This is a genomic window from Pedobacter frigiditerrae (assembly GCF_032678705.1).
GTDB lineage: Bacteria > Bacteroidota > Bacteroidia > Sphingobacteriales > Sphingobacteriaceae > Pedobacter > Pedobacter frigiditerrae_A.
In genome coordinates this window covers 2,165,197-2,190,059 of sequence record NZ_JAVTSS010000002.1, presented here as the reverse complement: position 1 = coordinate 2,190,059, position 24,863 = coordinate 2,165,197, and the positions used below count along the sequence as shown (strand labels likewise).

Here is a 24,863-nt window from a genome sequence, read left to right as displayed (position 1 = left end):
TTTTGCTCACCATATTCATAGTGGAAAGCTACATAAAAGCTCCCATATTGTGTCATGTCGTTTCCTCTTTTTATGATTCATGAAATATTTTTAAGATAAGTTTCCAACTAAATTAAACTGTATTGGATTTGTGTTGTTATATATTTATTCTTACAATATTATATATTTGCCATTATGAAGAAAATACTTGTTGTTGATGATGATGATGATGTGCTAGAAACCATTCAATTGATTTTAGAAATTGGAGGGTATGACGTAGAGCCCCTAAACGATGCAGAATTGATTTTCGAACGCATCGATGACTTCAAACCAGATTTAATTTTATTGGATGTTGTTTTGGGTAAAATTGATGGCAGAATAGTTTGTAGTCAAATTAAATCTGATGACGACACTAAGAAAATACCTATTTTAATGATGTCTGGCTTGTACGATTTAAAAGAAGTACAAGAAATGGAGTGCGCTCCAGACGACTTTATGTCTAAGCCATTTAAAATGGACATCCTATTAGAAAAGATTGAAAAACTGGTAAATAGAAAGGTTACGCCTAGGTACGACGTTAATTAAAGTCTGCCGTCATTTCGACGATAGGAGAAATCTATAAATCATTGGCTATTACAAAACTTATAGCTGTAAGAAAACAGATTTCTCGTCGCTGCGCTCACTCGAAATGACGATTTACATTATGCTTTTTTCTCTTCTCTTGGTCCGCGTTTATATATTACCAAACCGTTTAAGAAATTTCTTAAAATCTGATCACCACATTTTTTAAAGTTAGGGTGTTCATCGTTTCTAAAAATATCTCCTAATTCACTTTTAGTAACTGTAAAACCTACTAATTTACAGATTTCTATAATCTGATCGCTGTTTAAGGATAACGCTACCCTTAGCTTTTTCATTATATCGTTATTGCTCATACCCCAAACCCCTAAAGGGGCTTTTAATTTTTAATTATTTTGTTATCCCTCCCCTTTAGGGGTCGGGAGTTACATCGCTGTCTCTATCTTAACTTTTTTATTTTTTACTCTTTCATTGGTCAAGGCTCTTAAAACTTGAGGAACCAATTTCCTTTTAATTGCTACGTAAGACGCTTGGTCTTTCACCTCAATTAACCCAACATCATCCTTTTGCAAACCGCCTTTTTTAAGAAGCATACCTACAATATCAATTTTATTGACTTTATCCTTCTTACCCGCACTAATATACAAAGTCTGCCAAATACTGTCTTGAGGTAATTTATATGGGCCTTTTAATTTTTCGGTTTCAATGTCTTCTTTTAAGAAAGGATATTTTTCTTCATCTGCTAAAATTAAATAGGCTGTGCCTTTTGCATTCATCCTTGCCGTTCTTCCATTTCTATGTAAAAAAGCATCTTCCGTATAAGGTAATTGATAATGGATAATATATTCAACTTCAGGAATATCTAAACCTCTTGAAGCTAAATCGGTAGTGATTAAAATCTTAATACTCCCGTTTCTGAACTTCAACAAGGCTCTTTCCCGCTCATCTTGCTCCATTCCGCCATGAAAAATATCGTGAGCCAAATCCTTATCAATTAATAAATCGCTTATCCTATCTACTGTTTCCCTATGATTACAGAAAATCAGCGTTGTTTTACTGCCAATTTTACAAATGAGCTCAAATAAGGTATCCAACTTATCTTCTGCAGTAGTTTGTACTTTTTTAAGTTTTAGGTCTGGGACACTTTGTACATCCTGTAAAAAATTGATTTCCTTATGATTCTTTAAACCCGTAAAAGCTGGAATTTCTTCCATCGCCGTTGCGGAAGTTAATATCCTTTGTTTTAAAGAATATAAAGTACCGATGATGTGCGACATATCTTCAGTAAAGCCAAATTCTAATGCTTTATCAAATTCATCCAATACTAAAGTAGTGATGAATGATTCATCGAAATTTTTATGGCGTAAGTGATAGGCTATTCTTCCTGGTGTTCCAATTAAAACTGCTGGAGGTTGCTCTAAATTATTACGTTCTGTTTTTATAGGGTGGCCACCATAACAGCAATTTACTTTATACCCAGTTCCCATTTGTTTAAAAACCTGTTCAATTTGCAAAGCCAGCTCACGAGATGGAACCAAAATTAAGCATTGCACACCCTTACTTTCTTTGTTTAGATTATTTAAAACTGGAAGCAAAAACGCCAATGTTTTACCAGAACCTGTTGGTGCTAAAACCAAAATATCGTTTCCTTTTTTTGTTGCCGAAATCGCTGCCTCTTGCATTTGGTTAAGGGCAGTAATTTTTAGGTTATCGAGTATTGGTTGAAGTATCATTTTGCAAAGGTAATTATATTTTCCAGTTGAGTAAGTTCATTAGCTTCCCGAAGTATCGGGATTTCGTGAGCTCAACATTGGTTCATTTGTAACATAGCCTATTCGCTATTCCATCTTCCGTATTCCATCTTACATCACTTAACCGTATCTTGTTGATAACCAAATAAATGTTGACAAATAAACAATACTAAATTAACCATTATGTAATGCTAACCACTTAATTTTAAGAAACCTGATTACGGGTTGTTAACCTTAACACCAATAACGTATGACCTGGAAGAAATTTAGTGGCGAAGTGATTCACTCGTCAATCTTAGAAGAAGTTGAACAAGCTATTATCCGAGAAACCGAAAATGGTTACAAACTAAAGGTTTGCATTGGCACCGACTCACAAGTTAAGGGAGCCTTAACAGACTTTGCAACTGTAATTGTTTTATTAAGAGAACATCATGGTGGTTTCATGTACATCGCTCAAGACAAAACTGCTCAAAAGATGGGTATTAAAGAGCGGATGTTGGTGGAGGTTCAAAAATCTATCGAAACCGCTTATTCTATTTGCGATTTGTTAGATATTTATGATGTTGATTTAGAAGTTCATGCTGACATCAACACCAATCCGATGTTTAAATCTAACAAAGCGCTAAATGAAGCAATGGGATATATTTTAAGTATGGGTTTTATTTTCAAGGCAAAACCAGAAGCCTTTGCGAGTAGCACTTGTGCGGATAAGATGGTGCATTAACTCCATCTAAATCTTCACCTAAAAGGGAAGACTTTTGTTAGTGGTTCTTGGCTTTGGTCTTTCAGCTTTAGACTCTCGGCTTAAACTACCATTCTTTTTTAACCACAGTTTTTTCTTTGGGAGGAGCAACTATTGGCGCCTTACTAGCCATATATACCTTAAATTTGGCAGCCAATTCTTTTGCGTATTTTGTAGTTTGAACTTGATATTCCTTCCATTGTGTTGCATTTAACTTGCCTGGTTCATTTTCTAACGGAGTACCAACGCTTGTACTAGCCACAAAATTGCCATAACGATCACGCTGATAAGGAATGAAGTTGAAATCTGTTAACCAAAAACGATATTTTCCATCTCTCACTTCGATTTGAAAATCAAATAATACTTCCCCAGAAGGATGAGACATCACCAATAGTGTCTTATTGATTATCATTTTGCCATTAGCAGTAAATGCTGTATCACCTTGTGCAGTTTTATACTTAAGCTCTTTATTTTGCTTTTTCAGGTAATTGATTGCCCTGATTTTAAGAGAGTCTTTTGGAATTTTTGCATCTACTACTTCATAGTAAATAAATTTTCCACGCTCATCAACAGGCAAAACAGGTTCAGCCGGCTTTTGCGCCTTTGCCAAATTGATTAAACTCAATAAAAAGATAAAACTCGATATAAACTTCATAGCATAAATATAAAAAAAACGTCCCGAAAAATTCGGGACGTTTAATAAGATTACGTTGTTATTATTAAAATGCGTAAACCGCAGCCAATGAGAATTGAGTAGCTGATTTTGTAGGCATTAAGTTAGATTTAACAAATCCTTGAGTAAGGTCTTTATCGTTATCAAAACGAACCTCAGGAATGAAGGTTAAACCACCAGCCTTAATATTTCCAGACAAAGTAAATGATGCCACACTTGCATCTGGACCACCAGAAATCCCTTTATAATTGAAATATTCTGCTCTTACGCCTAAAGCAACAGCAGGAGTAAATGCGTATTGAGGATACAAAGCAACACCTGTGTAACCAAATTCATCATCATCAGCACTTAAATCAGCCGCATTTAAGCCTAATTTAAATTTATCAGTAATCTGATAAGAAGTTGTTAAATCAACAATTGTGCTATAGTTTCCGTAAGCATCTAATCCATGTAAACCATTGATATAGGCAGTCCATCCTTTTACTGGAGAAACCATTAATTGACCACCAACGCTAGACACACCACGTGAAGCACTATATTGATTCCACTCATTAAACAAACCAACCATTAAACTTACTTTATCTGAAAAAGCATAAGTTCCTTTAATACCTGCATTTTGGAAAGGACCAGAACCAAATAAGTAAGAAGTAGAATAGTTGAAGTTTCCAACTGGAGAAATTACCTCATATCCAACAAAAGTACCCATGTAACCAGCAGCCATACTGAATTTATCAGAAAAAGCATAGTTAACGTATAAGTTTTGGATATGGAAACTGTTCTCTGTTTCGTCATAAGCTCCAGCAGCATTTGGAATAGATTGAGCCTGACCACGAGGACCAAAAGACAATTCACCTACAAAAGATGCCTTACCAGTAGTTTTCTTAAGGGCTAAATCAATCATACCTAAAGAAACTGAATTTTGCTCGTTAGCGAAATAAGTTTTAATGTTACCTGTTTTACTAAAATCGTATTTATAATAAGTATCTACTGAACCAGAGATTTGTAATGGAGCTGCATCTTGTGCATAAACGGTAGAACCTAGGCCTAAAGCCAACATTGATAGTAGAGATTTTAATTTCATCTTTTTAAAGTTTGAAGCGTTATAAATTAAACTGGTATCTATAAGGGAGTAATTAAAGCTCTAGTCTTAACCGAAAACTAGAGCTTAATTATTATTTATTAGGAACTTCTTGTCCTGCAACAATTAATGTTCCTTGAGAGTATTTTTCGTCATGTTGACTTGCATCTAAACCTTCTTCTTCTTCTTCAGAAGTTACACGAATTGGTTGTACTAGATTAATCAATTTGAAGATGATGAATGATACAACAAAACTGAAGATGATTACAATAACAGCACCTTTTAATTGTGTAAAGAAAAACGTTGGATTGCCATAGAATAAACCGTCAGCACCTGCAGAGTTTACAGTTTTAGTAGCAAACACCCCAGTTAACAACATACCAACTATACCACCCACACCGTGACAAGGGAATACATCTAATGTATCATCTAAACTAGTTTTTTGTTTCCAAGAAACAACAAGGTTAGAGATAACAGCAGCAATTGCACCGATGAATATACTAGAAGGAATACTTACAAAACCTGCACCTGGCGTAATAGCAACTAAACCTACAACCGCACCAATACAAAATCCTAATACAGAAGGTTTTTTTCCTCTAGCCACATCAAAGAACATCCATGATAAACCAGCAGCACCTGCAGCTGTATTTGTAGTAATGAAAGATGAAACGGCTAAACTACCAGCCCCAACTGCAGAACCTGCATTGAAACCGAACCAACCGAACCATAATAAACCTGTACCAATTAATACGTAAGGAATGTTAGCAGGTGGAACTTCTTTATGCTCTAAGTGAGATTTTCTACGTTTTAAAACTAATGCACCAGCTAATGCTGCCATACCAGCAGAAATGTGAACCACTGTACCACCAGCAAAGTCTAAAACACCCATTTTAAACAAGAAACCATCTGGATGCCAAGTCCAGTGTGCCAATGGAGAGTAAACAAGTAATGCGAAAAGAACAATGAATAAAATATATGAAGTAAAGCGAATACGCTCAGCTACCGCACCAACAACCAAACCTGGTGTAATAATGGCAAACATTAATTGGAAAACAGCAAACAATGAAAGCGGAATTGTAGCAGCTAAGCTCCAAGACGGTCCAGAATTTACTCCTTGAAAGAAGAAGAATGTTCTAGGATCACCAATAAAACCACCAATTGAAGTACCAAAAGCAAGGCTGAAACCAACCACAACCCATAGAACTGTAATTACTCCTGCAGCAACCACACTTTTGATCATTGTAGAAAGTACATTTTTACGATGAACCATACCTCCGTAAAAAAATGCTAGCCCTGGAGTCATTAAAAATACAAGAGCTGTAGCTATTAACATGAAAGCAATATCAGCTCCATTGTACTTTCCTTCATCAAAATTTGGAAGTAAAGGAATAAATAATGCGAAGACTGCCACTATCATTAAAATGATAAATGGAGCATACTGTTTAAATAAAATTTTAGCCATAATTTTTAGTGTTTTGCGTTATTATTTTGATTAATTCTCTAAAACTAATAATAAATTTTTAACTATTTACATAAATTGAAGTAAAAAATGCAAAAAACAGTAGAAAAAATAAAAAATAACACCAAATACTTGAAAATTGAATCAAAAATCAATTAAAAACAACAAAACGAAAGCTATTTTTATGAAAAACATTAAATTTTTACAGAAAATTAAAGAAATATTACCAAAATTTACAAAAAATGCAAAAAATCAACTTCATCAACCCTCAAATTACAATTTTCAAAATTTCAGTCCATAAATGTATATTTAGCTAATGAAATCATACCAAATTATATTTAAGCAAAACCTTCCAATTTCACTTTCTGATGCATGGGATTTCTTCTCTTCTCCAGCTAATCTTGCTAAAATCACACCCGATGACATGGAATTTATCGTTACCTCAACAGGTAGCGAAGGCAAAATGTACGCTGGTATGATCATTACCTATAAGGTATCACCCTTATTTGGTGTTAATTTAAACTGGATGACTGAAATAACTCAAGTTCAGCCTGAAGAATACTTTATTGATGAGCAACGCTTCGGACCCTTTAAATTTTGGCATCACCAACATCATTTTAAAACAATTGAAGGCGGTGTAGAAATGACAGATATTTTAACTTATGGATTGCCTTTTGGGTTTTTAGGTGAAATAGCGCACAACGTTATGGTAAAAAATAAAATCAAGGAGATATTTACTTTTAGAGAGAAAAAGGTAAACGAGTTGTTTGGTGTTTATAAGGGATAGTAAAAATTGTTTTATTGCTAGATTGCTGGATTGTTGACCACAGCTTCATACATCGAACCTTGTTGAACGCCTCTTCTCTCTATTTCTTTATCTATATAGGTTTGTATAGCAGATTTGTTCAAACCCCAATTAGGCGCAATTAACAGATCCCAGTCAGAAATACCAAACAAGCGCTGTATCACGATATCTGGTCTCAATAAAGGAATTAATTCACAAAGTAAATCGGTATATTCTTCTAAGGTAAAAAGCTTGAAAGGATTTTTCTTGTATTTAGCTCCCATGATAGAACCTTCCACAATGTGTAAATGATGAAACTTCACGAATTTAATTTGCGGAAAACGATTAATCTCGTGAATATACCCATACATCATTTCTCTAGTTTCCCATGGGAAGCCAAAAATGGTATGCACACATAAGTCTAGTTTAGAGTTTTCTAACAGCTTAACGGCTTCAACAAATTCTCCATGACTACAACCTCTATTAATTTGATTAAGCGTTTCATCATACATAGACTCCATTCCCATCTCTAAATCTACATCAAAACGATCTGTATAGCTTTCTAACAAAGCTACTTTCTCAGCGTCAATGCAATCTGGTCTTGTGCCCACAGAAAAACCAACCACATCTTCAGTATTGATAGATAAGGCTTCATCGTACATCATCTTTAGATAATGTGTTGGCGCATAGGTATTGGTATTTGGCTGAAAATAAACGATGTATTTATCTGCCTTATAAGAAGTTTTGGCTCTTCTCATCCCTTCTTCCAATTGCTCCTTAATGGTTGGCAATTTTCTTGAAGGTTCTGGTGTAAAGGAATCCACATTACAATAGGTACAACCGCCATAGCCTTTGCTACCATCGCGGTTAGGGCAAGTAAAACCTCCATCTACAATTACTTTAAATACACGCTGACCGTTATATTTTTCACGCAAATGAACGCCATAACCCTTATACCCTTTTATACCTAAATCTAATGCAGTTCTCATTGTTTGCAAAGATAAGGATTTTTAGGAGCTTATTTGTCTTGAGTAGGATTTTGAAAATGAGATAATGATTAGTTGTCTTGAATAGGATTTGATGATTGTATGATAAATTCTTGGATTGGAGTTTTAGATAGGTTATTAAAATAATTAGAAAAGCAAATCCACAGCTAATATTAAAGTCAGTCCCGCCATCTGCTCCAATCTTTTTAAACCGAAGAGGGTTTTAAAAAGGATTTTCGCGTCTGTCGGGTTTAGAACACTAACTTTCTTGCACCTATTTGAGTTAGCTAAACCCGAGCGCAGTGAAAATCTTTTTTTGAGCCAAAATAGTCATCCGATGAATATTTGCAATATTAATATATTCATCGGATGACTACCAGTAAATCATAAAAAGATTGTAACGAACCTGCCTGCCGGCAGGCAGGGAGCGGGGCTTTCCAAACCTACAAGCACTGTCATTGCTTTTTTAAAACAAAAAAGGATGACAAGAAACCAATCTTATCATCCTTTATCTTGACAATCCTTAAATCATTCTAATCCTGACCTTCTTTAGGTTTAGTTATATAATATACCGGAATACCAATCAACATGATTAAAACACCCCAACCACAAGTACTGGTTTTAGTAATTAAAAGTCCTATTGAAACCGCAGTTGCTACTATAATATATATAAAAGGTAAAACTGGATAACCAAATGCTTTGTACGGACGTTCGGCATTTGGCATTTTTTTTCTTAAGATAAAGATCCCGTATATAGTTAATATGTAGAATATCAATACAATGATGATTACAAAATCAAGTAGTGCACCGTACTGGCCAGTTAAACATAACAATGAAGCCCAAATACCTTGTGCCCATAATGCCCATTCAGGCACATCGAACTTATTTAAGTTGCTTGCTTTTTTAAAGAATAAACCATCTTTAGACATGGTATAATAAACCCTTGCGCCAGCCATAATTAATCCATTATTACATGCAAAAGTTGATATCATGATCATCACTGCAATGATGATAGTTCCAGTATTACCGAAAATATATTGTGCCGCAGCCACAGCTACCCTATCTGATGGAGCATTTGCAATTTCATTGAGCGGCATAACTGCAACATACATCACGTTAGCTAAAATGTAAATTACACTTACGATTAGTGTACCTAAGAATAAACTTAAACCAACATTACGTTGAGGGTTTTTGATCTCACCTGCTATAAAAGTAACACCGTTCCACGCATCGCTACTAAATAACGAGCCAACCATTGAGGCTACAATACCAGACATTAAAGCCGTACCACCAATAGTTACCCATGAAGAAGTACTTGCATCGAACATTTTAGAATCCCAAGCATTAGTCCAGTTAGCATTCCAAACATCAGCTTTTGCTGCTAACGTTAATCCGAAAATAATTAAGCCGAATAGAGATAGGATTTTAATGATGGTTAAGAATGTTTGGAGCATTTTACTATCCTTAACACCTCTTGTGTTTATATATGTCAATAAAACAATAGTAACAATAGAAACCAACTGCGCTGCATTTAATTGGAAAGAACCCGCCTCATACAAAATGTTTTCATTACTTAATGGCGGATACAAATAGGCAGCAAATTTTGCAAAGGCTACTCCTACTGCAGCAATTGTACCTGTTTGAATTACCGCAAAAAAGCTCCAACCATATAAAAATGCAATTAACTTATTGTAGGCTTCTTTTAAATAAACATACTGGCCACCGGCTTTTGGAAACATGGCACTTAACTCCCCATAACTAACTGCAGCAATCATTGTAATTATAGCTGTAAGCACCCAGATTAGAATTAGCCAACCAGCTGAACCAACTTGCCTGGTTATATCTGCACTTACTATAAATATACCCGACCCTATCATCGAGCCTACAACTAGCATTGTGCCATCAAATAGGCCAAGCTCTCTCTTAAAAGACCCTTCTTCTTTTTGGTTTTCCATGTTTTTAATTTATTTGTTTGGTTTTTTAGCTTTATATTGGACTAAGATATATTAAATTACAGGTAAAAAAAATAGTCGTAAACGTTCTCTTTGCAACATTATTACTTAAAAAGAAAAAATGTTAACAATCAATTTGCTAAAAATTTGGTTATTAGCTAAACACGCTTATTTTTGTTCTCCTTGTATTATTTTCGATTCGCAACTAAACAACCAAAATATAAATTTAAACTATGGATTTTCTACAAAACAATTTAATCTACTCGATTCCTCTACTGGGAATCATCGGCATCCTGGTCATGGCCGTGAAAAGTGCGTGGGTAAACAAACAAGATGCAGGTGATGCAAATATGCAAGAACTTGCTGGCTACATTGCAGATGGTGCAATGGCCTTTTTAAAGGCTGAATGGAAAGTATTGAGCATTTTCGCAGTTTTTACTGCTGCTCTTTTGGCTTACTCAGGTACTGTTACCGAAATTAATGGTGTTCCGATGCATTCAAGCTGGATCATTTCTATCGCTTTTTTAATTGGAGCTTTTTTCTCAGCACTTGCTGGATATATTGGAATGAAAGCAGCAACAAAAGCAAATGTTCGTACAACTCAAGCTGCTAGAACTAGTTTAAAACAAGCGCTTAAAGTAAGTTTTACTGGAGGTACGGTAATGGGCCTAGGCGTTGCAGGTTTAGCTGTTTTAGGATTAGGTGGTTTATTCATCGTTTTTCTTTCTTATTTTGATGTAATTGGTACAGATGGCGTAGTGAGTGTGATAAATATGAAAACTGCAATTGAGGTTCTAACAGGTTTCTCACTTGGAGCAGAATCAATTGCATTATTTGCTCGTGTTGGTGGTGGTATTTACACCAAAGCTGCAGATGTTGGTGCAGATTTAGTAGGTAAGGTTGAAGCAGGGATCCCTGAAGATGATGTGCGCAACCCTGCAACTATTGCGGATAATGTAGGTGATAACGTAGGTGATGTTGCAGGTATGGGCGCCGATTTATTTGGGTCTTATGTAGCAACGATATTAGCTACAATGGTTTTAGGACAAGAAATTACAGTTACTGATAAATTTGGTGGTATGTCCCCTATCCTTTTACCAATGGTAATTTGTGGACTGGGTATTATCTTCTCTATTATTGGAACTTGGTTTGTAACTATTAAAGATGAAAAATCTAATGTTCAAAATGCATTAAATCTAGGTAACTGGTCTTCAATATTAATTACTGCTATTTCTTCATTCTTTATTGTAAAATGGATGCTTCCAGAAACTTTAAACCTTCGTGGTTATGAGTTTTCGAGTATGAATGTATTTTATGCCATAATGGTTGGTTTAGTAGTTGGTACAATCATGAGCATTGTAACTGAGTATTATACCGCTATGGGTAAAGCTCCAGTTAATTCAATTATTCAACAATCTTCTACTGGTCACGCGACTAATATTATTGCAGGTTTATCCGTTGGTATGAAATCTACGGTTATTCCGATTCTAGTTTTAGCTGGCGGAATTATGTCATCTTATTACTTTGCTGGATTATACGGAGTTGCTATCGCTGCAGCTGGAATGATGGCTACTACAGCAATGCAATTGGCAATTGATGCTTTTGGTCCAATTGCAGATAACGCAGGCGGTATTGCAGAGATGAGCCAATTACCTCCTGAAGTTCGTGAACGTACAGATAATTTGGATGCGGTTGGTAATACAACTGCAGCTACAGGAAAAGGATTTGCTATTGCATCTGCAGCATTAACCTCATTGGCATTATTTGCAGCTTTTGTTGGTATTGCAGGTATTTCAGCTATTGACATTTACAAGGCTCCAGTTTTAGCTGGGTTATTTGTTGGCGGGATGATTCCTTTTGTATTTTCTGCACTATGTATTCAAGCGGTAGGTAAAGCAGCAATGGATATGGTACAAGAAGTTCGCCGCCAGTTCCGTGAAATCCCTGGAATCATGGAATATAAAGCAAAACCAGAATACGAAAAATGTGTCGCTATTTCTACAAAAGCTTCTATTCGTGAAATGATGTTACCTGGCGCAATTGCATTGATTACACCAGTTATAGTTGGGTTTGTTTTCGGTCCAGAAGTTTTAGGCGGCTTGTTAGCAGGTGTTACAGTTGCTGGTGTATTGATGGGTATTTTCCAATCAAATGCAGGGGGAGCTTGGGATAATGCTAAAAAGTCATTCGAAAAAGGAGTGGAAATTAATGGCGAAATGTATTATAAAAAATCAGAGCCACACAAAGCTTCTGTAACTGGTGATACTGTTGGTGACCCATTTAAAGATACATCAGGACCTTCAATGAACATATTAATTAAATTAATGTCAATCGTTTCATTGGTTATCGCACCTTATATAGCGATAAGTTCTTCTGAACCTATCCACATCCCTATGTCTCAGGTTGTAAAAGAGGTTAAAATCATAAAAACTGTTGATTCTTTGGGCAATGAAAAGATAGATACGATTAAAAACGATACCGATACAACTATAAATCGTTAGTTAAATCATAAATGTTACTAAATAAGGGGGATTTCGAACAAAAATCCCCTTTATTTTTAAATTAATTTTATTTAGGTTTGGGATTGAATTTAACTAAACAAAAACTAACACATGAGTTTATTTATTAAAAAGCCTATGCACCTGCTACTTGAAGAGGCAGGTGATTCAGGTAAAGGTTTAAAACGGACATTAAGCGCTGGCGCTTTGGTTGCTTTAGGTATTGGAGCTATCATTGGTGCAGGTTTATTTGTACGTACTGCAGCAGCAGCAGCCCAAAATGCTGGTCCATCTGTAACTATTGGTTTTATCATTGCCGCTATCGGTTGTGCTTTAGCTGGTTTATGTTACGCAGAATTATCTTCTTCTATTCCAATTTCTGGCAGTGCATATACTTATACTTATGCTACCATGGGCGAATTGATGGCTTGGGTTATTGGATGGGATTTGGTGTTAGAATATGCTGTAGGTGCAGCAACTGTGGGTATCGCTTGGAGCGAATATTTAAACAAACTCTTAGTCGAAGTATTACATGTATCTCCCATACCTTACGAATGGTGTCACTCGCCTTTCCAAACACATGCAGAAGGTACCGTTAGCGGAATCATAAATCTGCCTGCTTTATTTATCGTTGTGGTATTGAGTTTATTATTAATTAAAGGAACTTCAGAATCTGCATTTGTAAATGGTATCATTGTAATTACTAAAGTTGCAATCGTTGTACTTATCATCATATTAGGATGGGGTTTTATAAATGCACAAAACCACGTTCCATATATTCCTGAACCTACTAAATATATTGACCACGCTGGTGTTAGCCATAGTTATGGGGGTATTATGGGTATTCTCGGGGCCGCCGGAACAGTATTCTTTGCATTTATTGGTTTTGATGCTGTTAGTACGGCTGCTCAAGAAACTAAAAACCCAAAAACCGCTATGCCAATTGGAATTTTAGGTTCACTAGCTGTTTGTACAGTTCTTTATATTTTATTTGCTCACGTTTTAACCGGAATAGCACCAGTAGATTTTTTCAGAGATCCTACTAAAGGTGGAGAAGCTTCTGTAGTTGCAGCGATATTAAATTTTATGCCAGGATATGATTGGTTAGCCAAATTAGTTACCGTAGCCATTTTAGCTGGTTTCTCTTCTGTAATTTTGGTAATGCTTTTAGGTCAAAGTCGGGTGTTTTACTCGATGAGTAAAGATGGTTTATTACCTAAAATGTTCAGCGAATTACACCCTAAATATCAAACACCATACAAAGCGAATTTATTTATCTTAGTTTTAGTTGGTTTATTTGCAGCATTTATACCTGGTGATATTGTTGGCGATATGACTAGTATAGGCACATTATTTGCCTTTATGTTAGTATGTATTGCTGTTATCATTTTAAGAAAAACTGATCCTGATTTACCTCGTCAATTTAAAACGCCTTGGGTGCCAGTTGTACCAATTTTAGGAGTTTTAATATGCGGAGCCATGATATTTGGTTTAGGCTGGACTAACTGGTTAAGGTTATTTGGTTGGTTAGCTTTAGGCTTTATCATTTACTTTGGATACAGCAAAAGAAATTCATACTTAAACAATCCTAATAGACCACGTTAAGATATTTTAAAATTGTAACATAGAAGCCTCTCGAAATTTAATCGAGAGGCTTTTTTGTTTAAAACCCGAACATCCCCACTCTTACTTTACAAATAAAAATTACCTTTGCAAAAAAAACAAAATGAAGATTTTAAAAGGTTATTTACTAATTGCTTCCCTACTTTTAATTAGTAATACTGTAGTTGCACAAAGAAACATTAACGACATACTTGATTCTACAACGGTAAATAACCTTCTAATCATTTCAAAAAAATACGGCTCTGTATCATTTAGTGGATATATGCAACCGCAATTTCAATATGCACAATCTAAAGGAACTGCAGCAGAGTTTCAAGGGGGTAATTTTGGTGATAATGCAGATAATAGGTTCAGGTTAAGACGAGGGAGATTAAGGGCAGATTATAGCTTATTAAATGACGATGGCACACCATCAACCTATTTTGTTTTTCAATTTGACGGAACAGAACAAGGCGTAAATGTGAGGGATTTTTGGGGCAGGTATTATGAACATCATTTCCAATTGTTCTCCTTTACCGCTGGTTTAGCCGGTAGGCCATTTGGCAATGAGCTACAGCTATCATCTTCATCTAGAGAAGCGCCAGAACGTGGCAGAATGTCTCAAACATTGATGAAAACAGAAAGGGATTTAGGTGTCATGATTAGTTTTAATCCTCGTAAAAAAACAGCGAAACTTAAAAATATACAATTTGATTTAGGTATTTATAATGGTCAGGGCTTGTCTGGCCCTCAGGAATTTGATAACAGTAAAGATTTTGTTTTGAGGTTAAGTCATAAAAATTATGCCTTTAAAAAATTGCCTATAAATATATCTGGTGGAGTTAGTGCGCTATTAGGAGGATTAAATCATCAATTACCTGTAAAATACCAAATGCAAAAGCTTAATAATGTTTGGATAATGGCAAAGGACTCATCTGCCACAAACATTAATAAAATTGCTCCTAGAAAATATTATGGAGCAGACATTCAATTTTCAACTAAAAAGAAAAGTTGGAAAACAGAGCTAAGGGCCGAATTCATAAAAGGACTGCAAACAGGAAGCTCTACAAATAGCAGTACACCTACCATTGTTCCAATAGACAAAAACAACATTAAATTACCTTATTATACAAGAAGCTTCAATGGGGCTTATTTAACTTTTGTACAAACTTTAAATAGCACAGATAATCAATTAATACTTAAATATGATTATTATGACCCGAATACAAAAGTGAAAGGAAATGCCATTAACGCTATAAATAAGCTCTCTGCTGCAGATGTTCGTTTTGACACATTTGGCTTTGGACTTCTTCATCATTTTAACCCTCATTTAAAGGCTGTCATTTATTACGACGTCATTAGAAATGAAAAAACTAAGCTGTCAAATTTTGAAAAAGACATAAAAGACAATGTGCTTACTATTAGAACTCAATTCTATTTCTAACGACATATTTAATATTCCCTTAAATTAAGTTCAACTTAATTAATTTAACTTTGTTGCAAATCCTATTACCATGGAACATTTGCAATTTAATTTCAGTGAAATATTATCGACGTCAATGGTTCTTTTTGCCATTATTGATATACTTGGTTCTATTCCCATCATTATTGAACTGAGAAGAAAAGCCGGCCATATACAATCTGAAAAAGCTGCAATTGTAGCAACAGGATTGATGATTATCTTTTTATTTGCAGGAAAAACCTTGCTAAATGTAATAGGAGTTGATGTTTCTTCTTTTGCAATTGCAGGTTCTTTTGTAATTTTTGCCATTGCGATGGAAATGGTTTTAGGCTTAACCATATTTAAACACGATGCAGATAGCTCAGCAGCTACTTCTATTGTTCCATTAGCTTTTCCTTTAATTGCTGGCGCAGGTACAATGACAACATTGCTATCGCTAAAGACAGAATATGCCACCCAAAATATAATTGTGGGCATCATTTTAAATATGCTTTTTGTTTATTTTGTATTAAAGAATACAAATAGGCTGGAGAAATTATTAGGAAAAACAGGCTTAAACATCTTAAGAAAAGCGTTTGGCATCATTCTATTGGCTATTGCAATTAAATTGTTCAGGTCTAATACTGGATTGTAACAAAATTTCGTTAAATTAGTCATATAGACAATTAAACAAGGTATGAACAACTTTGAGCAATTCACGGTTATCATCGGCGCATTAGCCATTCTTTTGGAAGCCATTAGGCATTTGAAAGGAAAAATTAAACATTGGCATCACCACTAGTAGCTTCTTGCTTAATTAACCTGGCTACAAACATACTATCCGCCTTATCATTATATCCCTTTATCAATTCCATCTTATCCAATTTCAAATCGAAATTGTCGGTTAGGTATTTTACAACGTCTTCATTTTCTGCTTTAAAAACAGAACAAGTCATATAAATTAAAGGTTTACCAGTTTTGAGGTATTTAACAACGCTCGCTCCAATTGCCTTTTGAAGCTTTACATAATTCTCAATCTTATATTTTTCGAAGAAATTAAGCATTTCTGGTGTTCTTCCCCAAGTGCCCGCTCCAGAGCAAGGGGCATCTAATAAAACGCCATCAAATTCGTAGTGATGTAATATTTGGTCATTCTTCTGCAGCAGGTCTATCACTTTCAAATGATACTTCTTAATGCCTGCTAACTGAAAACGCTCTTGCAAATTGTTTAAGCTGTTTTCACGCACATCGCTAACCAATAACTCAATATTCGGTTCTAGGCTATGTAATAAGATAGATTTTCCGCCAGATGCGGCACAACAATCCCACCAATAATCATATTTATTTGGTTCGAAGTAAGCACCGGTTTTTTGTGAGGAGAAATCTTGTATTTGATAAAGTCTAGCATCACTAATAACCTGCTCTAATTTTGTGCCATTGGGCAAAGCCAAAGTTGTAGGAGAAACTTCCTTGAACACAATGTTATTAGCTTTTAGCTGATTAATGATAGCCTGAATATGTGTTTCCTTTACACGAATAAATAAATCAGGCTGAATAAAGAATGATTTTAAAAACTCTTCCTTATCTATTCCTGCTGAAAGTTCTGCTTCAAAAGTAAAAACCTCATCTAACTTAAATGATTGATAAACTTTTTTAATTAATTCTATTTTATCATCAAGTGGAAGAGAAATAGATTGCTCTAAATCTGGTAAATAATGAGCAATAACCAAACTTATTGTATCGTGACAAAGAAAATCGGCAACGGCCAATCTTTTTAGTTTATCGATTTTGCTTAATGCTTTTCCTAACCTAAAGTAACTGTAAATGTATCTTGATGCCCATCTCCTATCAGATGAACCCATTTGTTTATTTTGTTTAAAGTAATTAAACAAAAACCGATGAAGCGGTAAAACCCCATCGTAACTATTTAAAACCTGCTCAAAAGCCCTAACCTGATGTTCTACTTTCATATTCCGAATCGCCTAAGCGCTCAACATTATTAGTTAATTACACTTAATGTCAAGTCCTTATACTGCAACAACATTAATTGTTTGTTAAAGTAACCATATTGAGGATTAAAATCAAACTCAAAAGTGTTATGGAGGCCTTTATATTTTTCTTTAGTTAAAAAATCAAGATAGCTTTCGCCATGTTTAGCCAATAATTTTCCAAAATAAAATCCAATATCAAAGCCTTTGAAAGAAAACTCTGAGGGTTCAAAATGATATTTAGCCCTGTATTTTTTAATGAAATTAATAACAGCACTACTTTTATAATCAATTACATAAGACGAACTGATAACAGTTTTTAAATCTTGCAGCTGACCAACTACATAGTTCTGTTTACTCCAGTTCGGGTGTCCAAAAAGATTGATATCATAACCTCCTGTTTTAAGATTTTTAAGCTTGTAAAGTTTATCCATACTTGGTTTTACAAACTCAACATCAGATGAGCAAATAACTATAGCATACTGTTTTCCTTTAATCATTCTGGTTTCGAAGGCATAGGCCGATGTAAATTCCTGAACGGTAAAAGCAGGATGTTTTTGTTTAAAGTAATCTCTTATTGGTGCTGCAAATTGCTCATCTGCAGACTTTTTAGGATTTATCAATACCACAATTGAATTTTCTCTTTTATAATGCCCAGCAATATATTCCGCTATTTTAGCACCATGTAAATTGATATTGTTTACAATTGATATGAGTTTAGGATTATTAAAATCACTAGGTTTGGATGCTGCCAAAGGCGAAACAATAGCCAAATCATTTGCAATAGCATAGCTAGATATGTATTTAACACCTTCAGGAAAAACAGGACCAATAATCAAATTGCTATTTTTTAAAGTCTCTTTCTTAAGCAGGGATGCGATTTGACTATTTTCATCTCTCGAATCAAAAACGTTTAACTTAAAATTCAAACCATTTGCCGCAGCAGAATCTATTCCAAGCATTACACCCTGATAAAAATCTAAGGCCATATCAGATTTTTCTACCTGAGCTTTTGTAGCAGTTTGTAAATTAAGTTCGTTTAATTTAAAAGGAATTATTAAAGAGATATTCGCTTCTGTAAATTTCTTTACAGGTTTATCAACTTTGTTAGCAGGCGGATTAGTAACAACTGGTTTACTTGGCGTAGTTATTACTTTTGGAGAACATCCAAACATAACCAAGCCTAAAAACATTAAAATTCTAAAGCTTGATTTATGTGTGTTACCCATTTGTAAATTTATTATGTACGCCAAACTCTCAACTCCAAACTAAAAACTGTCTATTCCCACTCAATAGTTGCTGGCGGTTTAGAGCTTATGTCATATACAACACGGTTAATTCCTCTAACCTTATTGATAATTTCATTAGAAATCTTAGCCAACACATTGTATGGTAAGTGACACCAGTCAGCAGTCATTCCATCTACAGATTCAACAGCACGTAAGCATATTACATTTTCGTAAGTACGCTCATCGCCCATTACACCTACAGACTGAACTGGTAAAAAGATTGCTCCTGCTTGCCAAACCTTATCATATAACCCAGCTTCTTTCAAATTGTTTATATAAATCGCATCTGCTTCTTGCAAAATGGCAACTTTTTCGGCAGTTACATCGCCTAAAATCCTAATTGCTAAACCTGGACCAGGAAAAGGATGGCGACCTAAGATAAATCCTTCAATTCCTAAACTTTTACCAACTCTTCTTACCTCATCTTTAAATAAAGTATTTAAAGGCTCAACAATCTTCAATTTCATAAAATCTGGCAAACCACCCACATTATGGTGAGATTTAATAGTTGCCGACGGACCTTTAATAGAAACTGATTCAATAATATCAGGATAGATAGTACCTTGCGCTAACCAAACCACATCTTGAACTTCGTGAGCAGCATCATCAAATACTTCAATAAAGACTCTACCTATAGCTTTACGCTTTAATTCTGGGTCTTTAACGCCAGCTAGCTGACTTAAAAACCTATCCTTTGCATCAATGCCTTTAATGTTTAAGCCCATGTGTTTGTATTGCTCTAAAACACTCTCAAACTCATCCTTACGCAATAAACCGTTATCTACAAAAATGCAATGAAGGTTTTTACCAATTGCTTTGTGCAATAAAATAGCCGCAACACTCGAATCAACACCGCCAGATAAGCCTAAAACAACTTTGTCGTTGCCTAATTTTTCTTTTAAATCGGCAACAGTAGTTTCTACAAAAGCATCTGCTGTCCAATCTTGTGAGCAACCACAAATATCAACCAAGAAATTCTCTAATAAGATTTTCCCATCTGTAGTATGAGTAACCTCTGGGTGAAACTGTATAGCATAAGTATTGCTGTCCTTTACTTGATATCCTGCGACTTTTACATCAGCTGTGCTAGCAATAATTTCGAAATTATCTGGTACATGTTTAATTGTATCACCATGACTCATCCAAACTTGCGAATCGATATTAACACCTTTAAACAATTTGTTTCCGTTATTCACGAAACTCAAATTTGCCCTGCCATATTCTCTCGTATTAGATGCTTGAACATCTCCTCCACTGTGTTGCGCAATAAATTGTGCACCATAACAAACAGCCAATAACGGATAAGCTTTAAATAGATTTAAATCTACAAAAGGCGCATCTTCTTGGCGCACAGAATACGGACTACCTGATAAAATAACTCCTTTTACAGTTGAGTCTAATTCGGGAATGTGATTAAATGGGTGGATTTCGCAGTAAACATTAAGTTCGCGAACGCGACGGGCAATAAGCTGTGTAAACTGCGAACCAAAATCGAGAATGATGATTTTTTCTAGCATGCGCAAAGGTAGGTATTTGAAATGAGATGTGAGATATGAGATGTGAGATTTTAGCCCTTATTTTGAAGCGCAATGACAGTTCACAAATATTCGTTAGTCCAGCTTTACGCTTTACTCTCCTGATGAAGAATCGGGACTGGGCTATTCAATTAAAGCCTGAAAATTAATCATAATATGAAATCTTATACTGTTAATCTTATAAAACTTATATTCGTTAAATCTAAAAGTAGTTATGAAATTTCTAATAATATTTTTAATCTTACCAATTTTCTGCTTTTCTCAAGTTGATTCAAATAGTATTTTTCCAATAAAAGATGCTAAAGTTGTTTACGAGAGTATTGTTAATTTATCGGACGTGAACAAAAAAACGATTTATGCAGCATCGAAAAAGTGGGTAGCTGATAGTTTCAAAAGTGGAAAGTCAGTAATTCAAAGTGAGGACGAATCAACAGGTCAAATTATTGGATGGGGTTACGGTGACATCATCCTAGATAATAAAGGATTAATTATACAATCTATTAGACTAAAGTTCAGTGTACAAATAAATTGTAAGGACGACAGATATAGAATACGCTTTTATGACATTTATCATCATACTGAGGCAACTAACTACATTAGTGAGACAAATTTGCCTATTGAATATTATTCTACGATTTTAGAAACAAAAAAATCAAGAGACAAGAAAAGTTCTGAAAGTGACGATGTCTATGGGCGTCCAAGTAGTTTAAGGAAGGCTGAAAAAGCTAAACTTATTCGAACATTAACAAATAAGTATTTTAATGGCTTAAAAGATAACTTCAATATAGCCATTCAAAAATATAAAAACGATGATTTTTAGACTAGATATTCTGGATACGAACATTTGATAAAACTAACTTGATAAGTCGTCATTTACCTAAAAACTCTTCTTCAGAGATTTTAAAATCCTCCTTAAATATAACCTCAATCTTGCCACTGAAAATTCCAAGTTTACGGTTAGCGTTTAGCACTTCTATTTTACTGAAACGATTTCCTTTTAATTTCTTTAATAGTTTCTTTAAATATTTTTTCATCATAACCTGCTTTTAAAAATCTGCGAATCTGCGGCTATCTAATTAAACGACGCTTTCATGCTGCATCACCTTAACCCCGAAACGAACTAAAAAATCTACTCCTTCGTCGCTAGCCAAGCCTTTATAGGCAGCATAAGAATCTTTAAAATAAACCTTCTTAATACCTGATGAGAGGATTAACCTAGCACAGGCAATACAAGGAGAAAGTGTAGTATATAAAGTTGAGCCTTCTATTTTAGAGCCGTTTTTAATGGCATACAAAATGGCATTTTCCTCAGCATGCAATGCCAAAGAACAACTTCCCTTGCTATCTCTTGCGCAACCATTTTCTGGCCATTCTTCATCGCAATTGTGCGTACCTGCCGGTGGACCGTTATAGCCTATAGAGATGATACGGGTATCTTTAGTTAAAACAGCACCAACATGTGCTCGTACACAATGCGAACGAGTAGCTAAATCTGTAGCCAGATTCATAAATATTTCGTTGAAAGCTTGTTTTGCCATTTTGTAGAAATTAAAAAGCGCTCCAATATATTGTAGAGCGCTTTCAAAATTAGTATTTTTTCTTCAAACGGTTAAGCTAATTTTATTTCCCTGAGCCTGCCTTATGCCCTCTAATTGCAAAAAATATAATAAATAGATAAGCGGGTAATAGGGTATATAAAAATGCGTGTTGAAAATCGATATTTAAAGTGTCTTTTAAGAAACCATAAATTGGCAAAACCAAGGCGCCACCGGCAATGCCCATGATCATAATTGCAGAGCCTGTTTTGGTAAATCTCCCCAAACCTTTAATGCCTAATGGGAAAATAGCAGGCCACATCAGCGAGTTCGCTAAACCTAATAATGCTACCGAATAGAAAGATAAATTACCAGTAGAAAAAGAAGAAACGAAAGTTAATGTAACGCCCAAAACAGCACAAATACGTAATGCCATTTGCTGGCTTATAATTTTAGGAATAGCAATAATACCAATAACGTAACCAACAAGCATACATATTAATGTAAACGACGTGGAGAAACGAACAATATCTGGATTGATGTTTAACTCACGTCCGTAGGTTGCAATTCCGTCTCCAGCCATAACTTCTACAGCTACGCAACAGAAAATGGCAAAAGCACCTAAAAACAAATGTGGGTATTGAAATATGCTTGACTTCGCTTTTACTTTACTGGTTTCATCAATTATATCTTCTTCAGCTTCTACTTCTGGGAGATTCACAAACTTAATTAATACAGCAAAGAGTACAAAAACCACTGCTAAAACAATATAAGGTGTATGCACTCGTTGCAATAACTCATCTAAAATTGCATTTTTAGCATTGATATCTGTTGTTGCATTAATCCTTGCCGTAGTTTCTGCCGAGTTCTTTAAAAACAATACACCAAAAATAATCGGAACCAATACCCCTGCTCCTTTATTACACAAACCTGCAATAGAAATTCGTGCTGCAGCGCTATCAATTGGCCCAATAATGCTTAGGTAAGGATTTACTGCAGTTTGCAACAAAGCCATCGCAGAACCTTGGATAAAGATACCTGTTAAGAACAATCCGTAGCTTCTATTATCGGCAGCTGGTATAAATATTAAGGAACCTACACCCAAGATTACCATACCCAGAACTAGTCCGTTTTTAAAACCTATTTTTTGCAAAATCCATGAACTTGGTAAAGCGAGAAAAAAGTAGGCGATATAAGAGGCAAAGGTTACAAAAAACGCTTGTAAATCGGTTTCTAGATTTAAAGCTAGTTTTAAGAAAGGGATTAGTGTACCATTTGCCCAGGTTACGAAGCCGAAGATAAAAAACAAGGCACAGCAAATTACCATAGGCAATAATGCTGTTCTGTTTTGGTTTGGAATAGAAGTCATTGTTTAGTTTAGGTTTAAATTTTATCTAACATAAGAAAAAATAAAAGGCATTTAAAAATTAAAAACTGCGCAAACGTTTGATTAATGGCAAAAAAAAGAGCCCCGATATAAATCGGGGCTCTAAATAAAATATATTTCGGTTTAATGTCCGCCAGCAATTTTCTGGTCGAAATCTATTCCTTGCGCTTTCAATATGCTACTTGCTTTTAAGGCATAAAATGCCATATATGCAAAGCATAAAATACCTATAACATAGCTATATTGAATTCCTATGTATCCTGCCACCAAGCCCTGTAATGGACTTATAACAGCTCCTCCCATAATCATCATGATCAAAAAGCTACTACCCTGACTTGTATTTTTTCCTAATCCACTTACTGCCAAAGTAAATATACAAGGCCATAAAGTACTACAAAATAAACCAACACTTGTAAAGGCATATACACTTACCATTCCTTCAGTAAACATACCTACAAGTAAAGCCAAAATACCTACACCAGAGAAAATAAGTAACATACGAGCGGGGTTACCTTTACTTGCCATATCGGCAATAATTAACACAAGAATGATTACAGCGTAAACATAAAATGGAGCTAAATCATGTTTTGCTATTGCGTTTACCAATAAGAAAACACCAAAAGCCAAATATGGAGCAATAAATCTTAGTACTTTTTGCAAACTAATATTATCAGTAAAGGCTTCCACCGCTCCTGTCCAGCGTCCAATCATCATACTTGCCCAGTATAATGAAATATATGGAGCAATGTCCTTTGTTGAGAAACCTAGATCTTTAATCATATATTCAGGTAGATTACTTGCGGTTGATACCTCAACACCTACATATACAAAGATGGCAATCATTCCCAATACCAATTGAGGGTATGCAAGAGCTGAGCCTTTTTTCCCACCTCCTTTTTCGTCAGCTTCAATTAATGCTGGCTTATCAGGTAGTGATGAGAATTTTAATAATATGGCTACAACTAAAAATGCAGCTCCTAAAATTAGATAAGGGATTTTAACACTTTGTATATCTAGTGTTGTATTGCCACTTGTGGCTGTTCCAAAGATGGCAAAACTCACGATTAGTGGACCTATTGTTGTACCAAAGTTATTGATACCTCCAGCTAAAGTTAATCGTTGTGAACCTGTTTTTATTGGACCCAAAGCAATTGCCAGCGGATTGGCAACCGTTTGTTGTAATGAGAAACCTAACGCTACAATAAATAAACCCGAAAGCATAAGGGTAAATGACCCATTGTTTGCTGCTGGGTAAAATAATAGTGTTCCTAGTGCTGAGATCCCCAAGCCTAAAGCTAAGCTATTCTTATATCCAATTTTATTAATTAAATCGGTTTTCATTAGTGCTGAAATAGCAATTAAAATAAGCGAGCCAACAGTATAGGCGATATAGAAAGCAAAAGATACTAACTGGCTTTCAAATTGAGTAAGTTTAAAGGCTTCCTTGAAAACTGGTATAAGAATATCATTACTTGCGGCTACGAAGCCCCAAAAGAAGAAAACAGTTGCTAAAGGGATGAACTGTGCCCAATTGGTTTTGGCGTTTTGTGAACTCATTTTTTTTAAATTTTGGTTTTTAGTTCGCTAAACATAAATAAAATTTAT

Annotated in this window: 22 protein-coding genes; 8 read left to right on the top strand and 14 right to left on the bottom strand. The window is 35.0% G+C overall.

Annotated elements, in window-relative coordinates; all coding sequences use genetic code 11:
* Positions 1-174: 174 nt before the first annotated feature.
* Positions 175-564 (top strand): PleD family two-component system response regulator, encoded by a 390-nt coding sequence (locus tag R2Q59_RS20410; RefSeq protein ID WP_316787268.1) that lies wholly within the window; start codon positions 175-177, stop codon positions 562-564.
* A 116-nt stretch (positions 565-680) separates the two neighbouring features.
* Here the strand turns inward: R2Q59_RS20410 and R2Q59_RS20405 are convergent, their stop codons facing one another.
* Both R2Q59_RS20405 and R2Q59_RS20400 read right to left on the bottom strand, forming a co-directional pair.
* The gene (locus R2Q59_RS20405) at positions 681-896 is read right to left on the bottom strand and encodes a DUF1456 family protein (RefSeq protein WP_262711801.1); all 216 of its coding nucleotides are present in this window, start codon (positions 894-896) and stop codon (positions 681-683) included.
* An 87-nt stretch (positions 897-983) separates the two neighbouring features.
* Positions 984-2,291, bottom strand: coding sequence for a DEAD/DEAH box helicase (locus R2Q59_RS20400; protein ID WP_316787267.1), 1,308 nt, complete (start codon positions 2,289-2,291; stop codon positions 984-986).
* A 268-nt stretch (positions 2,292-2,559) separates the two neighbouring features.
* Between R2Q59_RS20400 and R2Q59_RS20395 the strand changes: the two genes are divergently transcribed.
* Positions 2,560-3,033, top strand: coding sequence for a ribonuclease H-like YkuK family protein (locus tag R2Q59_RS20395; RefSeq protein WP_316772454.1), 474 nt, complete (start codon positions 2,560-2,562; stop codon positions 3,031-3,033).
* A gap of 85 nt (positions 3,034-3,118) precedes the next feature.
* Here the strand turns inward: R2Q59_RS20395 and R2Q59_RS20390 are convergent, their stop codons facing one another.
* The 3 genes from R2Q59_RS20390 to R2Q59_RS20380 all read right to left on the bottom strand — a co-directional run bounded on the left by R2Q59_RS20390 (position 3,119) and on the right by R2Q59_RS20380 (position 6,264).
* On the bottom strand, positions 3,119-3,706 hold the full coding sequence (locus R2Q59_RS20390; RefSeq protein ID WP_316787265.1) for a DUF4468 domain-containing protein: 588 nt from the start codon (positions 3,704-3,706) through the stop codon (positions 3,119-3,121).
* A gap of 64 nt (positions 3,707-3,770) precedes the next feature.
* Complete coding sequence (locus R2Q59_RS20385; protein WP_316772451.1) at positions 3,771-4,805, bottom strand: porin; 1,035 nt, start codon at positions 4,803-4,805, stop codon at positions 3,771-3,773.
* Between the two features lie 91 nt (positions 4,806-4,896).
* On the bottom strand, positions 4,897-6,264 hold the full coding sequence (locus R2Q59_RS20380; protein ID WP_316772448.1) for an ammonium transporter: 1,368 nt from the start codon (positions 6,262-6,264) through the stop codon (positions 4,897-4,899).
* A gap of 313 nt (positions 6,265-6,577) precedes the next feature.
* On the opposite strand from R2Q59_RS20380, the gene R2Q59_RS20375 reads away from it, so the two are divergent.
* Entirely contained in the window at positions 6,578-7,048 is a 471-nt protein-coding gene (locus tag R2Q59_RS20375; RefSeq protein WP_316772446.1) for an SRPBCC family protein, read from the top strand.
* A 17-nt stretch (positions 7,049-7,065) separates the two neighbouring features.
* On the opposite strand, the gene R2Q59_RS20370 is transcribed toward R2Q59_RS20375, so the two are convergent.
* Both R2Q59_RS20370 and R2Q59_RS20365 read right to left on the bottom strand, forming a co-directional pair.
* Complete coding sequence (locus R2Q59_RS20370) at positions 7,066-8,034, bottom strand: TIGR01212 family radical SAM protein (protein WP_316787263.1); 969 nt, start codon at positions 8,032-8,034, stop codon at positions 7,066-7,068.
* 530 nt (positions 8,035-8,564) lie between these two features.
* Positions 8,565-9,986 carry an APC family permease gene (locus tag R2Q59_RS20365; protein WP_316772441.1) on the bottom strand — a complete coding sequence of 474 codons (1,422 nt, stop codon included), beginning with the start codon at positions 9,984-9,986 and terminating at the stop codon, positions 8,565-8,567.
* Positions 9,987-10,216: 230 nt separating this feature from the next.
* Between R2Q59_RS20365 and R2Q59_RS20360 the strand changes: the two genes are divergently transcribed.
* The 4 genes from R2Q59_RS20360 (at position 10,217) to R2Q59_RS20345 (ending at position 16,179) form a co-directional block, all read left to right on the top strand.
* Complete coding sequence (locus R2Q59_RS20360) at positions 10,217-12,484, top strand: sodium-translocating pyrophosphatase (RefSeq protein WP_316787261.1); 2,268 nt, start codon at positions 10,217-10,219, stop codon at positions 12,482-12,484.
* 111 nt (positions 12,485-12,595) lie between these two features.
* Positions 12,596-14,086: an amino acid permease gene (locus R2Q59_RS20355; RefSeq protein ID WP_316772433.1), complete on the top strand. Its 1,491-nt coding sequence runs from the start codon at positions 12,596-12,598 to the stop codon at positions 14,084-14,086.
* A gap of 121 nt (positions 14,087-14,207) precedes the next feature.
* Positions 14,208-15,527, top strand: coding sequence for a porin (locus R2Q59_RS20350; protein ID WP_316787259.1), 1,320 nt, complete (start codon positions 14,208-14,210; stop codon positions 15,525-15,527).
* 70 nt (positions 15,528-15,597) lie between these two features.
* Positions 15,598-16,179, top strand: a complete 582-nt coding sequence (locus R2Q59_RS20345; protein ID WP_410478928.1) for a MarC family protein — start codon at positions 15,598-15,600, stop codon at positions 16,177-16,179.
* Between the two features lie 124 nt (positions 16,180-16,303).
* Here the strand turns inward: R2Q59_RS20345 and R2Q59_RS20340 are convergent, their stop codons facing one another.
* The 3 genes from R2Q59_RS20340 to guaA are packed head-to-tail and all read right to left on the bottom strand — an operon-like array spanning position 16,304 to position 20,318.
* On the bottom strand, positions 16,304-17,494 hold the full coding sequence (locus R2Q59_RS20340) for an RsmB/NOP family class I SAM-dependent RNA methyltransferase (RefSeq protein ID WP_316787257.1): 1,191 nt from the start codon (positions 17,492-17,494) through the stop codon (positions 16,304-16,306).
* Positions 17,495-17,523: 29 nt separating this feature from the next.
* Positions 17,524-18,741, bottom strand: coding sequence for an ABC transporter substrate-binding protein (locus tag R2Q59_RS20335; protein ID WP_316772422.1), 1,218 nt, complete (start codon positions 18,739-18,741; stop codon positions 17,524-17,526).
* A gap of 50 nt (positions 18,742-18,791) precedes the next feature.
* Entirely contained in the window at positions 18,792-20,318 is a 1,527-nt protein-coding gene (gene guaA, locus R2Q59_RS20330) for a glutamine-hydrolyzing GMP synthase (protein ID WP_316787255.1), read from the bottom strand.
* A 232-nt stretch (positions 20,319-20,550) separates the two neighbouring features.
* On the opposite strand from guaA, the gene R2Q59_RS20325 reads away from it, so the two are divergent.
* Positions 20,551-21,156, top strand: coding sequence for a DUF4468 domain-containing protein (locus tag R2Q59_RS20325; protein ID WP_316787253.1), 606 nt, complete (start codon positions 20,551-20,553; stop codon positions 21,154-21,156).
* 49 nt (positions 21,157-21,205) lie between these two features.
* Here R2Q59_RS20325 and R2Q59_RS20320 read toward each other — a convergent pair whose 3' ends face one another.
* The 4 genes from R2Q59_RS20320 to R2Q59_RS20305 all read right to left on the bottom strand — a co-directional run bounded on the left by R2Q59_RS20320 (position 21,206) and on the right by R2Q59_RS20305 (position 24,815).
* The gene (locus tag R2Q59_RS20320; RefSeq protein WP_316787251.1) at positions 21,206-21,373 is read right to left on the bottom strand and encodes a hypothetical protein; all 168 of its coding nucleotides are present in this window, start codon (positions 21,371-21,373) and stop codon (positions 21,206-21,208) included.
* A 39-nt stretch (positions 21,374-21,412) separates the two neighbouring features.
* Positions 21,413-21,874 (bottom strand): dCMP deaminase family protein, encoded by a 462-nt coding sequence (locus tag R2Q59_RS20315; protein ID WP_316787249.1) that lies wholly within the window; start codon positions 21,872-21,874, stop codon positions 21,413-21,415.
* Between the two features lie 82 nt (positions 21,875-21,956).
* The gene (locus tag R2Q59_RS20310; RefSeq protein WP_316787247.1) at positions 21,957-23,240 is read right to left on the bottom strand and encodes a sugar MFS transporter; all 1,284 of its coding nucleotides are present in this window, start codon (positions 23,238-23,240) and stop codon (positions 21,957-21,959) included.
* Between the two features lie 141 nt (positions 23,241-23,381).
* Positions 23,382-24,815 (bottom strand): MFS transporter, encoded by a 1,434-nt coding sequence (locus R2Q59_RS20305; protein ID WP_316787246.1) that lies wholly within the window; start codon positions 24,813-24,815, stop codon positions 23,382-23,384.
* Positions 24,816-24,863 lie beyond the last annotated feature (48 nt).